Raw genomic sequence first — 13,467 nt, 5'->3', positions numbered from 1 at the left:
CCGTCGACCGTCGCGCGCCGGTAGCGCAAGCACGCCTGTAGAACGCCCGGGTTCACCTCGCGGTCGCCTCGCGGCAAGCTCCACGACATCCGTGGCCGATTGCATGGCGGAGGAACCCGACACCCGACCTCCGACCGCCCGCCAGGCGGCGACGGCTGCGCGAGCGTGCCACCCCCGACCCTGCGACGAAGGACAGACATGACCACGACGAAGAACGCGACACGCTGGGGGAGGCGGGGGGCGGTGTCGACCGCTCTGCTCGCACTGCTCGCCGGTGTGCTCGCGGTGCCGGCCCCGGCGCTCGCCGCCACCGACGTGCCCACCGACCCGGTGATCTCCACCGAGACGACCACCTGGAAGTACCTCGACGACGGCACCGACCCCGCACGCGGCGCCGAACCGCTGCGCGTGTGGACCACGACCGGCTTCGACGACAGCGCCTGGAAGTCGGCGCAGGGCAGCTTCGGCGCCAAGCGCGGCGAGCTCGCGTCGGTCGGCGGGCTGATGCCGAAGACGCTGCTGAACCAGTACATCGACGGCGCGGCAGCACCGAACGTGCCCACCTTCTTCTTCCGCACGACCTTCGAGCTCGCGGCGGGCGTCTCCGACGAGGTCGGGTCGATCGTCGGCGACCTTCGCTACGACGATGGCGCCGTGGTCTGGATCAACGGTCAGCGAGTCGCCGGCCTCGACGCCGACCGGGTGACCGAGACGACCAACGTGGAGTACGCGGGATCCGGTGCCTCCGACCCGGCGCCCGGCCACTTCGAGGCCGACGGCGACGTGCTCGTCGACGGCACCAACACGGTCGCGGTCGCCCTCTACCAGGACCGCGAGACGAGCTCCGACATCTACCTCGATGTCTCCTCGATCCGGTTGCTGCCTGCCGGCGAGCCCGGCGTGCCCGTCGCGGTGCCGCCGACGCGCGTCATCATGACCCCGACCGAGACGCCCGAGACCTCGCAGTCGTTCTCGTGGCTCGCAGGCGACGTCTCGCACACGAGCGGGCAGGTGCAGATCCAGCCTGCGGCGGGCGGCGACGTGCGCTCGGTCGACGCCTACTCGGCGGGCACGGTCAACGGCAACCCGAAGCAGCACTTCTCGGCGACCGTCGACGCCCTCGCTCCGGCGACGGCCTACAATTACCGCGTCGGCCTCGAAGGCGCATGGAGCGAATGGCGCGAGTTCACCACCGCCGACCCGAACGACACCGACTTCCAGTTCGTCTACTACGGCGACGCCCAGATCGGCCTCGACTCGACCTGGCCGTCGGTCGTGAAGCAGGCGGAGGCCACGGCGACCGACTCGATCGGCTCGGTGCACGCCGGCGACCTCATCAACACCGGCAGCAACGAGACCGAGTGGCTCAACTGGTTCAAGGGCATGGAGACCTCTGCTGCGACGACCAACGTCATGGCCGCGCCCGGCAACCACGAGTACTCGGGCGACAAGTTGCTGACGTCGTGGAAGGCGAACTTCGAGTACCCGCACAACAACCCGACCACGGCGACCACGGGCGACCTCGCCGACCTCGCCGTCGGTGACACGGATGTCGCGAAGCAGTACGCCGCGTACTTCGAGCACTGGACGCAGTTCGCTGCCGAGACCGTATACTTCACCGACTACCAGGACATGCGCTTCATCACCCTGAACGCGACGCGCGACACGACCTTCCTCACCCCCGACGACCTGCCCGGCTGCGCCGGCGACGAGTGCCCGTCGACGAAGGTCTCCCGTCTCTGGACCGAGTTCCAGGCGGCGTGGCTCGACCACGTGCTCGAGTCGAGCCCCTCGAAGTGGAACGTCGTGACCTTCCACCAGCCCGTGTACTCGACCTCGGCCGGGCGCGACGAGCCCGTGCTGCGGGAGTTCTGGGTGCCGGTCTTCCAGAAGCACGACATCGACCTCGTCATGATGGGCCACGACCACACCTATGCCCGTGGCTACAACAACGACGACGTGACCGAGACGCCCGGAATCACCGACGGTCCCGTCTACGTCGTCTCGAACTCGGGCGCCAAGCACTACAACCTCGAGACCGACGAGAAGAACGTCTGGACGAACAACAACGCCACCCAGGTGCTGCGCGGCGCGGGCGTCACGACCTACCAGGTCGTCGACGTCTCGGCCGACAAGCTGGTCTATCGCTCGTACCTCGCCGAGAAGACGGCGGCCGCGACGACCGACCTGCCGGTCGGCGCCGTGTACGACGAGTTCACGGTGACGAAGACGGACGACGGCCGCAAGTGGGTCACCGGGGCCGGCGTCGAGGCGCCCGTCGACCCCGAGCAGCCCGGCACCGCTCCCGAGCCGGTCGACCCGGCAGAGCTGACCGACGCGACTCGCGGCGACATCACCGTTCCCGAGAACGTGACCGCCGGCGTGCCGTTCACCGTCGGCCTCGGCGAGGCGAAGGCCGGCGCCGACGTCTGGGCGTGGCTGTACTCGGAGCCGACTGAGCTCGGAGCCGCCACCGCTGATGCGAGCGGCGAGTTCACGACGGTCGTCGCCGCGGGCACGGCGCCCGGTGACCACAGGCTGGTCGTGCAGTCCGCCGACGGCAGGCTCCTCGGCTGGGCGCCGGTGAAGGTCAGCGCGGCAGCCGGTGGTGGCAGCGGCAGCGGCAATGGCGGCGCCGGTTCGGCCGCTGGAACCGTGAGCGGCGACCTCGCGAGCACGGGCGCCGAGGCATCCGCTGCGCTGTGGGCCGCCGGTGTGCTGCTCGCGCTCGGCGCGATCGTCTCCCTGATCGCGCTGCGACGTCGACGCCTCGCGGCCGACCCGCCGGCGCAGAGCTAGCTGACGAGCGAGCGGATGCCGCGGCATCCGCCCGCTCGAATGAGATGAACGCCCGGCCGAGTCAACCGGCCGGGCGTTCGTGCTCCGTCGCAGCGTGCATGTCGGATGCCGGTGGCAGACTGACCTCGTGCTGCTCGACGAACTCGCGCTGACCGCCGACGCCGTCGCCTCGACCCGTTCGCGCCGTGCGAAGGTCGAGGCGCTGGCCGAACTGCTGCGCCGTCTCGAACCCGACGAGATCGCTCCGGCCGTGGGGCTCCTCGTCGGCAAGCCCAGGCAGGGTCGTGTGGGGGTCGGCTGGCGCGGGGTCGCCGCAGCGACGGGAGCACCCGCGGCCGAACCCTCGCTCACGGTGGCCGAACTCGACGCCGGGCTCGATCGCCTCGCCGCGGCATCCGGCACCGGGTCGTCGGCCGAGCGTGCGCGGTTGCTGCACGAGATGTTCGGCCGGGCGACCGATCGTGAACAGGGCTTCATCGCCAGGGTGCTGCTCGGCGAGGTGCGCACGGGTGCGCTCGAGGGCGTCGTCACCGACGCGGTGGCGCGTGCCGCTGAACGCTCGGTCGACGTGGTGCGCCGCGCCGCCATGCTGTCGGGCGACCTCGGCGAGACCGCCCGGCTCGCACTCACGGGCACCGGCGCCGAGCTCGAGGCGGTCGGCCTCATCGTCGGCCGGCCGGTGCTGCCCATGCTCGCGGGCACTGCCTCGAGCGCCGCGGCCGCACTCGAGGCCACCGGCGAGGCGTCAGTCGAGTACAAGCTCGATGGGGCACGCATCCAGGTGCACCGCGCGGGCGACGAGGTGCGCGTCTTCACCCGCAATCTGGCAGACGTCACCCGTCGGCTGCCCGCGGTCGTCGAGGTCGTGCGGGCGCTTCCGGTGCGTGAGGTCATCCTCGACGGCGAGACGCTCTCGCTCGACGAGAGCGGGTCGCCGCGCCCGTTCCAAGACACGATGTCGAGCTTCGGCGCCGAGTCCGCACGCGAGACGGTGCTGCATCCGTGGTTCTTCGACGTCGTGCACGTCGACGGGCGCGACCTGCTCGACGAGCCGCTCTCGACGAGGCTCGCCGAACTCGAGCGCATCGCGCCCGGCCATCGCGTTCCGGGCGAGGTCACCGCAGACCCCGAGGTCGCGGAGCGGGTCTCGCGCGACGCGCTCGCCGCGGGTCAGGAGGGGGTCGTCGTCAAGGCGATCGGATCGCACTATGCCGCGGGGCGTCGCGGCGCGAGCTGGGTCAAGGTCAAGCCCGTGCACACCTACGACCTCGTCGTGCTCGCCGCGGAGTGGGGCTACGGTCGCCGCACCGGGTGGTTGTCGAACCTGCACCTCGGGGCGCTCGACCCCGGAGGCGAGTTCGGCGACCCGGGCGACTTCGTGATGGTCGGCAAGACGTTCAAGGGGCTCACCGACGAGCTGCTGCGCTGGCAGACCGAGCGGTTTCCGCAGATCGAGATCCGGCGCACCGAGCACGCGGTGTGGGTCGAGCCGAGCATCGTCGTCGAGATCGCGATCGACGGTGTGCAGCGATCGAGTCGGTACCCGGGCGGAATCGCCCTGCGGTTCGCGCGGGTCAAGAAGTATCGCGACGACAAGACCGCGGCCGAGGCCGACACGATTCAGACGCTGCGCGCGCTGCTTCGCGGCTGAGGCGAGTGCGACAGCAGGTTGCGGTGAAGATGAGCTGAGGGTTCCTCACCTGAACGGGGGGTGATCGCATCGCCGCGATCGGCGTACCCTGCGGAGGGTCATCGGCCCGGCGCCGAACGGGCCGCCACGAGGGGATCCGGTCATGTCGTTGCGCCCGAACAGGCTCGTACTCGTCGTCGTCGCCGTCGTCGCGATGATCGCTGCGATCGCCGCGCCGGCCACCGCCCCAGTTCCGGTCGCAGCCTCAGAGAGGTCTTCGGTCGGCGCCTCAGGCCGCGGCCCGACGATCCGCGGTCATGTCACCATCGGCGACTCGGCCGTCGAAGGGGCAACGGTCGAGCTGTTCGTCGCCGGGGCAACGGCCGGAACCTCGACCCTGCTGTCGAGCGCGACGACCGATCGGCACGGGCGATTCCGCGTGGACGTTGCCGGTTCCGTCGCCGATTCGGATGTGCTCTACGCGACCTCGCGCGGGGGATCCGCCGACGACGTGGCGATTCCCGATGCCGTCGAACTCGCGGCATCGCTCGGTGACCTGCGCAGGGGGAGGACCGCGATCAACGAGATGACCACCGTCGCCGCGGGGTACTCCCTCGCCCAGTTCGCGGTGGCCGGGGTCATCGGCGGGCCTGCGCCGGGCCTGCAGAACGCCGCCCTGATGCCGCGCAACCTCGTCGAACCCGCTCGGGGCGATCCCGCGCGGTTCCTGACGCAGTACCCGAACGGCACGTCGACCGAGACGTTCGCGACGTTCAACTCGCTCGCGAGCATCATCACCGGGTGCGCACTGGGTGCGAACGATTGCGAAGCCTTCCTGGATGCCGCGACCGATGCCTGGGGCGTGCGCCCCGAGACGACATGGCAGGCGATGACGCTGCTTCCGACGAATCCATCCGGCGACGCGCCGGGCGTCTTCGCGCAGGTTCCCGTCGACCCGGAGTTCACCCCGGTGCGTGCGTCGGAGACGGCCGCCTGGGTGATCGCGCTGCGGTTCTACGGCAACGGGCGGCAGTTCAACGGGCCGGGCAATGTCGCGTTCGACGAGCAGGGCCGCGTGTGGGCGAACAACAACGCCACCTGGTCACGGCACCCTTCGCGAGTGTGCCCGGGCACCGAGTTGTTCCTGCTTGATCCGTACGAACGACGACAGCCCATGGAGACGTTCACGGGCGGCGGTCTCAACGGAGCCGGATTCGGCATCTCGATCGACCAGCAGAACCACGTGTGGGTGGGCAACTTCGGCTTCACCGGTTCCGAGTGCCGCGCGGCGCCGCCGACGTCGAACAGCGTCTCGGAGTTCGGCCTCGACGGCGCGCCCATCTCAGGCGCCGACGGATACCTCGACGGCCCGCTGAGCTGGCCGCAGGGAGTCAAGCCGGATGTCGCAGGGAACATCTGGATCGCGAACTGCGGCAATGATTCAGTGGTCGTGTACCCGGACGGCGATCACTCACGCTCTGTCGTGGCAGGCACGGGCATTCCCAAGGCGTTCGACGTCGCACAGAACGCGCAGGGCTCGGTCTTCGCGACCTCGAACGGCGGCGACCAGGTGTTCGGGTTCGCGTCGGATGGGTCGCCGCTGCCGGGGTCGCCGTTCGGCGGCTCCGACACGTTCAGCAAACCCCTGGGCGCGGCGAGCGACAGCCTCGGCAATGTCTGGGTGTCGAACTCCGGCATCATCGACATTCCGTGCAGTAGCGGCGAGACCCTTGACGCGCCTGCGCTCGACCTGCTCCCGCTCCTGCACGGAACCATCGTCCGTGTCGGTCCAGACGGATCGACGGAGCGCTTCGACGGCGCCGGCATGACCGTGCCGTGGGGTATCGCGGTCGACGGGGACGACAATCTGTGGGTCGCGAACTTCGCGGGCCGGCGGCTGTCGCACCTGTGCGGCGCGCGGGCGAGCACCTGCCCGGACGGGGAGGCCGGGCACGAGATCTCGCCGGCCGACGGCGGCTACGGCTTCGACGGCCTGCAGCGCAATACGGGCGTGCAGGTCGACCCGTCGGGCAACGTGTGGCTCACGAACAACTGGATCGCCGTGCCGGTGCAGACCGATCCGTTCGGAGACGGACTCGTGGTCTACCTGGGCATGGCCGCGCCGGTGAAGGCGCCCCTGATCGGAGCGCCGCAGCAGCCCTGAAGAGTTCGGACAACGGGCGGGGAACCCCTGTAGACAACGGCTGCTGGGATCAGCCGGCGAGCGCCGTTCGGATCTCCTCCTCGACGAGGTCGGCGTTGATCGCGGCGCCGGCGAGGTTGCCGGCCCCGGCGGCGATCGGCACACTCGCTCCGGGATTGACGACGTTGCCTGCGGCCCAGACGCCGGGCACGCTCGTGCGGCCGGTCGGATCGATGCCCACCCAGTCCCCGTCGCCGAAGGCGGGCGCGGTCGCAGCACCGAGCCCCGTCAGCAGGCCGTCGTTCGGCACCGGGCGCGGTCCGAGGAAGATCGCGTCGAGAGCGACCGCGGTGCCGTCGGCGAGTCGGATGCCGCTGAGCCGGCCCGCCTCGTCGGCGGTCACGCTCGCCCAGGCTCGCGGTTCGATCACGATGCCGCGCGCGAGCATGGCCGCCACATCCTCGTCGGCGGTCGGCGCTCCGTTCGTGAAGAACGTGACCGACGGCGACCACTGCCGGAGCAACTGCACCTGGTGCACGCTGCGCGGACCCGTGGTGAGCACGCCGATGCGCCGGTCGCGAACCTCCCAGCCGTCGCAGTACGGGCAGACGACCGCGCCCGTTCCCCAGTGCTCCGCGAGCCCCGGCAGGCCGGGCAGCTCGTCGCGCAGTCCGGTCGCCACGAGCAGGCGACGCGCGACGAGTCGTTCGCCGGTCGCGAGGGTGACGGTGAACCCGGGTGCGTCGCCGCTCGAGGTGTCGTCAAGGGATTCGGCGCTCGCGACATCCGCCGTGCGCACCGCCCCGCCGTACCGGGCGACCTCCTCGCGCCCGAGCTCGAGCAGCTCGAGCGGCGACCATCCGTCGCGCCCGAGCACGCCGTGCATGTGCGCGGCGACGCCGTTGCGCGGGGCGCCGCCGTCGAGCACGAGCACCCGACGTCGAGCCCGCACGAGCATGAGCGCGGCGCTGAGTCCTGCGCTGCCGCCGCCGACGATGATGACATCCCATGATTCACGTTGCATGACTCCAGCCTCGCGATAGTCTCGGTAGGGCGCAACGACTGTTGCCGAAACGGCAAAGGAGCGCTCGATGACCGACGACCTCGAGACGATGCTCGGCGCGGTCGCACCGCGGCTGCGAGAACTGCGACGTCGACGCGGTTACACGCTCGTCGAGTTGGCGGCCGAGACCGGCATCTCGACGAGCACGCTCTCGCGACTCGAATCGGGCCTTCGACGACCGACGCTCGAGCTCCTCATCCGCATTGCCGCCGCCTATGGGGCGAACCTCGACGACCTGGTCGGCGCGCCCCAGATCGCCGACCCCCGCGTGCATCCGAAGCCGTTCTACCGGAACGGCACGGCGATCATTCCGCTGACTCGGCAGAACCCAGACCTGCACGCCTTCAAGATGGTGCTGCCGGGGTATCCGCCCGGCCGGCCCATCACGCAGCGCGCACACGACGGGTACGACTGGATCTACGTGCTCAGCGGGCGCGTGCGTCTGGCGCTCGGCGACGAGGAGATCCTTCTCGAGGCCGGTGAGGCGGCCGAGTTCGACACGCGCGTGCCGCACGGTCACGCGAGCGCGTCGACCGAACCGGCCGAGATCCTCAACCTGCTGAGCGTGCAGGGCGAGCGCGTGCACGCGCGTACCGCGGAGTGAATGCGACGGCGTGAGCGCGACATAGGAGCCTCATCGGCGCAGCACAGCACCGCCATTGCGCGACGCTCCATGCTGGTGATCAGATGAGACGAAGGAGCGCTCCATGACGACCGACCGGCCCGCAACCGACCCGCGCTGGCTCGACGAGCACGGCAACGAGATCGACGAAGACCACCGCGGCCTCGTCTACGACATCCGCACGCTCGTCGACCGGCGCCTCATGCTCGGAATCTTCGGCGGCATCGGGCTGACGTCGTTGCTCGCCGCGTGCGCAGGCGGCGACCCCGCACCGAGCGCGAGTGCAACCTCGCCCGGCACGGCCGGTGCCACTCCGACCCCGTCGGCGTCTGCTGCGGCATCCGGCCCGCTCGACGAGGTACCCGACGAGACCGGGGGGCCGTATCCGGCCGACGGATCGAACGGCGTGAACGTGCTCGACGATTCGGGCATCGTGCGCAGCGACATCCGCTCGTCGTTCGGTTCGTCGTCGACGGTCGCCGAGGGCGTGCCGCTCGCGATCGAATTGACGGTGAGGGATGCCGCGACGGGCAGCGCGCTCGTCGGCGCCGGCGTCTATCTGTGGCACTGCGACCGAGACGGCGACTATTCGCTGTACTCGCGCGGCGTCGAGAACGAGAACTACCTGCGCGGCGTGCAGGAGACCGATGCGATGGGCACCGTGCGCTTCACCTCGATCTACCCCGCGTGCTACACGGGTCGGTGGCCGCACATCCACTTCGAGGTGTACTCCGACGTGGCGAACGCCGTCGCCTCGGGCCCGATCGTGAAGACCTCGCAGATCGCGCTGCCCGAGGAGGTCAACGGTCTCGTCTATGCGACGAGCGGCTACGAGCAGAGCGTGCGCAACGTGTCGCAGGTCAGCCTCTCGAGCGACAACGTGTTCCGCGACGACGGCGGCATCCACCAGATCGCGAGCATGTCGGGCTCGGTCGCGGGCGGGTACACGGCGGCGCTCACGATCGGGGTGTGACGCGGCGCTCCGTCTGAGCGGCTCCGGTGGAGCCGCGCAGCCAGCGCACGACGTACGCCGGCGCCGTGTCGGCGGCCTCGAGAGCGAACGCGACGTGCGATCCATCCATCCAGTAGAGCTCGGAGCCGGAGATGTGCGCGTGGGCGTACTCGGCGTTGGCAGGCGGCACGGTCTTGTCCGAGCGACCGTGCACGATCAGCGTCGGGCACGTCACGCGATGAAGCGGTGCGCTGCTGCCTCCGGAATCGGGCCCGGAATGCACACACCGTCGACCTGAACGAGCCGGGATACACGGTCGGCGTGCCGAGCCGCCAGTTCGTAGCCCGCGGGTCCGCCGCCTGAGACGGCGAGCACGATGATGCGGTCGATCCCCAGCGCATCGAGCAGCGCGGCCATGGCATCGCCCTGTTGCGTGAAGGTCTGCCCCGTCGACAGCGGCGTTCCCAGATATCCGGGCCTGCTCGGAGCGATGATCCGGTACCCGTTCACGCGCAGGAACTCGGCCGCCACGAGACCCTGGTCCCATCCGCCGAAGGTGCCGTGGACGGAGAGGACGGGCTCGCCGCGTCCGCGATCCGCGTACTCGATCGGTCCTGACGCCGTTGACACGGTTCGCGGAGTCTCCGCGAGGCACCCGCGGAAGTCTTCCGCGAAGGGTGTTCCCGGGGCGGCTGCCATCATCAACTCCTGCCCCAGTGTAGGCGCGAGTCTCGTGCGCCGCACCGGGCTGGTCGTGCCGTCGGACACCCGGGTCACGAGGCGACTGGGGCCGGCCCTCCGCCGTGGCCGAACAGCGCGTCCGTCGACAGCGCGAGGCGGCGACGCCAGCGCACGAGGAACGGCGGGTGCCAGAGATCCGTCACCTGTGATTCGACGGCCTCGGCGGTGCGTTCGGCGATGACCCGGCGCAGTTCGAGGTCGCGGTTCAGGCGTTCCTCGCCGCGGTGGTGCGGTTCGAACACGAGATGGTCCTCGCTGAGATACATGATTCTCCTTCTTTGGGGATGGGCCGATCCTGCTCAGGATCGGCGAGCGGTGACCAACAGGTATTCCCACTGCAGGGCATCGCCAGGGGCGCGGAGACCGTGGGAACGAGCGAGTTCGACGAGCGCCTCGTCGAGGGCGCGAACCTGGTCGGGATCGTCGGCGATGCGTTCGTAGACGGCGATCGTCGGTCCGTAGTTCCGCTTGAAGTAGTCGCGGAACTCCTCGGGCGAGGTGAAGTGGCCGACCGTGACCGTGCCGCGGTGCGCCTCGAACTCATCGACGCCGTCGCCGAGCAACTCGCGCACGTGTTGCTCATCACCCCAGAGCGGAGCGGGCTGCGCGCCTTCGGGAAGCGGGGCAGCGAAGGGCTTCATGGCCCGGAACATCTCGCCGATGTAGCCCGCGGGGGTCCAGCTCAGTAGGCCGATGCGACCGCCGGGCCGGGTCACACGCAACACCTCGTCGGCCGCGCGACGGTGGTGCGGCGCGAACATGACGCCGACGCACGAAACGACCACGTCGAACGCGGCGTCGTCGAACGGCAGCGACTCGGCGTCGGCCTCGCGCCACTCGAGTTCGGCTCCTGCCTGCCTGGCCGCGCGTCGGCCGGCCTCGAACAGTTCCGGTGCGAGGTCGCTTGCGACGACCTCGCCGCCGCGGAGCGCGGCGGGAATCGCCGTGTTGCCGGAGCCGGCGGCCACATCGAGCACGCGGTCGCCCGGTCGTACGCCGACCGCGTCGACGAGCACGGGACCGAGGCTCCAGATGAGGTCGGTGGCGAGCGTCGGGTAGTCGCCCGATGCCCACATCGCGCGATGCTTCGCCTTGAGGGCGCGGTCGATCGTCACGGGGTCGATCGTCTCGACCGGCGACGCAGTGCCTGTTGCCGGCGATGCGGGTGCTGCGGGTGTTGCGGCCTGCGCGGCCGGTGATTCGGTCATGGTGGTCTCCTCGACGCACTCGATTGGGATGGTTCGGCAAGCGTGCGCGCCGGCGGGTTCCGCCGCATCCGTGCTGCACACTGAGATCTCCTCAGTGGTGACGCCTTTCGAGCCTCGGGGTGGTGAGAGAGCCGGTCGGTAGGTAAGGTAAGCGTTACCTAACTTTGGAGGCCCGGTGGCGATCAGCAACATCGAGATCACGCACGCGACGACCGGGGTCGTCGAGGTCGAGGTCGCTCGCGCAGCACGCATCTCTCCGCATTTCGTGCGACTGACCCTCGCAGGCGACGACCTCGCCGCGTGGCGTCACCTCGGGTTCGACCAGTGGTTCCGGCTCGCCGTTCCCGTCGCCGACGGCGCAAGATTCGACAACCTCTCGGGCACGTACGACATGGCGGGCTATCTTCGCTATCTCACCCTGCCGCGGGCGACGCGCCCGGCGATCCGCAACTACACCGTGCGCGAGTTCCGGCCCGGCGAGCTCGAGCTCGACATCGACTTCGTCGTGCACGGCGACGCCGGCATCGCCGGGCCATGGGCGGGCAGCCTGCCGATCGGGGCATCCGTCGCGCTCATCGACCAGGGCTGCGGCTACCGACCCGTCGAGGCCGACCGCACGCTGCTGATCGGCGACGAGAGCGCACTGCCCGCGCTCGTCGGCATCCTCCGCGACCTGCCTCGCGACGCGCTCGGAGACGCGCTCATCGAGCTCGCCGATATCGACGACCGACAGCACGTCGAGGCGCCCGACGGGGTCGGCGTGCACTGGATCGTGCGCCGGCCTGGCGAGGCGCCCGGCGCAGCAGGCCTCGACCACCTCAGGCAGTTACCGGCGTTCGAGGGTTCCGTCTCCGCCTTCGCGGCCGGCGAATCGAAACTCGCGACCGGCGCCCGCCGACACCTCGTCGGCGACCGCGGCGTGCCGAAGGGCAACGTCACCTTCTGCGGGTACTGGCGCGCTCGCTGAGCCGCGTCGGGGCCGGTGCAGATCCGAGTCCTCAGAGGTTGTATATTTCCATCTGAGAATTCGACTCCCACGCCAACTGAAGGACCGCAGATGTCCGATTCCCCCGCCGCTTCGCTGCGCGTTCGCCCCCGCATCTGGATCGGCCTCGCCGTCTGGCTGGCCTACGCCCTGCTCGTCTTCGCGGTGCAACAACTGAGCGGAGTGCCCTACACCGAATTCGGCCGCGACGGCGGCACACTCTTCCTCGGCGCAGGGCTGTCGCTCATCATCGGCGCGATCCTCCTCGCGATCACGGCGAGCCTGCTCGGTTGGTGGCGACCAGCACTGTTCGACCGCAAGCACAGCGCACGCTGGCCGATCTTCGTGCCTGCGATCATGGTGGTGGCACTCCTCCTCAACCTCGCGAGCACCGACTGGGGCTCGTACGACGTCGGCTTCTTCGCCGCGTCGATCGTGCTGCTGCTGGTCGGCTTCACCGAGGAGATGGCGACCCGCGGCCTGCTGCTCGTGGCTCTGCGCAGCCGGCTCGGCGAGGGCTGGGTCTGGTTCCTCAGTTCGGCGCTCTTCGCGCTCATGCACCTCACGAACGCCCTCGCGGGGCAGGACATGGCGCTGACCCTCACTCAGGTCGGCATGGCGTTCCTCGGGGGCACGGTGTTCTACATCCTGCGCCGCACGACCGGCAGCCTGATCTGGGCGATGGTGCTGCACGGCCTCTGGGACTTCTCGACCTTCGCGGTCGGCCATGGCACCCCCGGCCCGCTCGCCGCGCTCGGTTCGACGGTGAACCTCATCGCCGGAATCGCCGGGCTCGCCGTCGTCGCGTTCGTCATCCGCGGCGCCGACGAACGCACCGTGCGCTGATCACTGCACGCCTGAAACCCTCTGGCGCAGCGTGACCGGCTCGTGAACACGTGCGACGACGCGGCGCTACTCGGCGAACTCCTGCACGATGACGTCTGATGCGTGGATGCAGACCATGCGCAGGCGGCTCGTGCCCGTCGCGACGAAGCGGTGCCAGACGCCGGCGGGCGCAGTTGCCGTGTCGCCGGCGGATGCGGCGAATTCCTGATCGCCGATCGTGAGCCGTACTTCGCCTTCGAGCACGATCCAGGTCTCGGGGTAGGGGTGGCGATGCAGGTCCGGGCCCTGCCCGGGGTCGTTGTCGACGAGGAAGTACGAGACGGCGGCCCCGTGATCGCGTCCCTCGAAGCGGAGCGTGCGGCCGGAGCCGAGCTTGATGGCGTCGGCGGGCACGATCGGCGGGATGAAGGTCGTGGCGGTCATGATTCGTCCTCTCGCGGGAATGAGTGCGGTGGCTCCTGATGACGACAGGCTCCGC

13 protein-coding genes are annotated in these 13,467 nt (G+C 70.0%); 7 read left to right on the top strand and 6 right to left on the bottom strand.

Annotated elements, in window-relative coordinates; translation table 11 throughout:
* Positions 1-198: 198 nt before the first annotated feature.
* The 3 genes from FHG54_RS14410 to FHG54_RS14400 all read left to right on the top strand — a co-directional run bounded on the left by FHG54_RS14410 (position 199) and on the right by FHG54_RS14400 (position 6,593).
* On the top strand, positions 199-2,799 hold the full coding sequence (locus FHG54_RS14410) for a purple acid phosphatase family protein (RefSeq protein WP_139417885.1): 2,601 nt from the start codon (positions 199-201) through the stop codon (positions 2,797-2,799).
* 127 nt (positions 2,800-2,926) lie between these two features.
* Positions 2,927-4,450 carry an ATP-dependent DNA ligase gene (locus tag FHG54_RS14405; protein ID WP_139417884.1) on the top strand — a complete coding sequence of 508 codons (1,524 nt, stop codon included), beginning with the start codon at positions 2,927-2,929 and terminating at the stop codon, positions 4,448-4,450.
* A 142-nt stretch (positions 4,451-4,592) separates the two neighbouring features.
* Complete coding sequence (locus FHG54_RS14400) at positions 4,593-6,593, top strand: NHL repeat-containing protein (RefSeq protein WP_139417883.1); 2,001 nt, start codon at positions 4,593-4,595, stop codon at positions 6,591-6,593.
* Between the two features lie 49 nt (positions 6,594-6,642).
* Here the strand turns inward: FHG54_RS14400 and FHG54_RS14395 are convergent, their stop codons facing one another.
* Positions 6,643-7,596, bottom strand: coding sequence for an NAD(P)/FAD-dependent oxidoreductase (locus FHG54_RS14395; protein WP_139417882.1), 954 nt, complete (start codon positions 7,594-7,596; stop codon positions 6,643-6,645).
* A 67-nt stretch (positions 7,597-7,663) separates the two neighbouring features.
* On the opposite strand from FHG54_RS14395, the gene FHG54_RS14390 reads away from it, so the two are divergent.
* Both FHG54_RS14390 and FHG54_RS14385 read left to right on the top strand, forming a co-directional pair.
* Entirely contained in the window at positions 7,664-8,239 is a 576-nt protein-coding gene (locus FHG54_RS14390) for a helix-turn-helix transcriptional regulator (RefSeq protein WP_139417881.1), read from the top strand.
* Positions 8,240-8,342: 103 nt separating this feature from the next.
* Entirely contained in the window at positions 8,343-9,230 is an 888-nt protein-coding gene (locus FHG54_RS14385) for an intradiol ring-cleavage dioxygenase (RefSeq protein ID WP_139417880.1), read from the top strand.
* Here the strand turns inward: FHG54_RS14385 and FHG54_RS16535 are convergent.
* The 4 genes from FHG54_RS16535 to FHG54_RS14370 all read right to left on the bottom strand — a co-directional run bounded on the left by FHG54_RS16535 (position 9,214) and on the right by FHG54_RS14370 (position 11,158).
* Positions 9,214-9,444 (bottom strand): alpha/beta hydrolase family protein, encoded by a 231-nt coding sequence (locus FHG54_RS16535; protein WP_198169767.1) that lies wholly within the window; start codon positions 9,442-9,444, stop codon positions 9,214-9,216. The two genes, FHG54_RS14385 and FHG54_RS16535, sit on opposite strands and share 17 nt — an antisense overlap.
* The gene (locus FHG54_RS16530; protein WP_210415434.1) at positions 9,441-9,839 is read right to left on the bottom strand and encodes an alpha/beta fold hydrolase; all 399 of its coding nucleotides are present in this window, start codon (positions 9,837-9,839) and stop codon (positions 9,441-9,443) included. Before FHG54_RS16530 ends, FHG54_RS16535 begins: the two co-directional genes overlap by 4 nt.
* A gap of 143 nt (positions 9,840-9,982) precedes the next feature.
* On the bottom strand, positions 9,983-10,216 hold the full coding sequence (locus tag FHG54_RS14375; protein WP_139417879.1) for a hypothetical protein: 234 nt from the start codon (positions 10,214-10,216) through the stop codon (positions 9,983-9,985).
* Between the two features lie 33 nt (positions 10,217-10,249).
* Positions 10,250-11,158 carry a methyltransferase domain-containing protein gene (locus FHG54_RS14370; RefSeq protein ID WP_139417878.1) on the bottom strand — a complete coding sequence of 303 codons (909 nt, stop codon included), beginning with the start codon at positions 11,156-11,158 and terminating at the stop codon, positions 10,250-10,252.
* Positions 11,159-11,333: 175 nt separating this feature from the next.
* On the opposite strand from FHG54_RS14370, the gene FHG54_RS14365 reads away from it, so the two are divergent.
* Together FHG54_RS14365 and FHG54_RS14360 are read left to right on the top strand one after the other, a co-directional pair.
* Entirely contained in the window at positions 11,334-12,125 is a 792-nt protein-coding gene (locus FHG54_RS14365) for a siderophore-interacting protein (RefSeq protein ID WP_233437784.1), read from the top strand.
* A gap of 90 nt (positions 12,126-12,215) precedes the next feature.
* The gene (locus FHG54_RS14360) at positions 12,216-12,989 is read left to right on the top strand and encodes a CPBP family intramembrane glutamic endopeptidase (RefSeq protein WP_233437783.1); all 774 of its coding nucleotides are present in this window, start codon (positions 12,216-12,218) and stop codon (positions 12,987-12,989) included.
* A gap of 66 nt (positions 12,990-13,055) precedes the next feature.
* On the opposite strand, the gene FHG54_RS14355 is transcribed toward FHG54_RS14360, so the two are convergent.
* The gene (locus FHG54_RS14355) at positions 13,056-13,412 is read right to left on the bottom strand and encodes a cupin domain-containing protein (protein WP_139417877.1); all 357 of its coding nucleotides are present in this window, start codon (positions 13,410-13,412) and stop codon (positions 13,056-13,058) included.
* Between the last annotated feature and the right edge of the window lie 55 nt (positions 13,413-13,467).

It is taken from the genome of Agromyces laixinhei (genome assembly GCF_006337065.1).
In the GTDB taxonomy this organism is placed as follows: Bacteria; Actinomycetota; Actinomycetes; order Actinomycetales; family Microbacteriaceae; genus Agromyces; species Agromyces laixinhei.
Note: the sequence above shows the minus strand (reverse complement) of the source record. Positions and strands in the feature narration are given on the sequence as shown.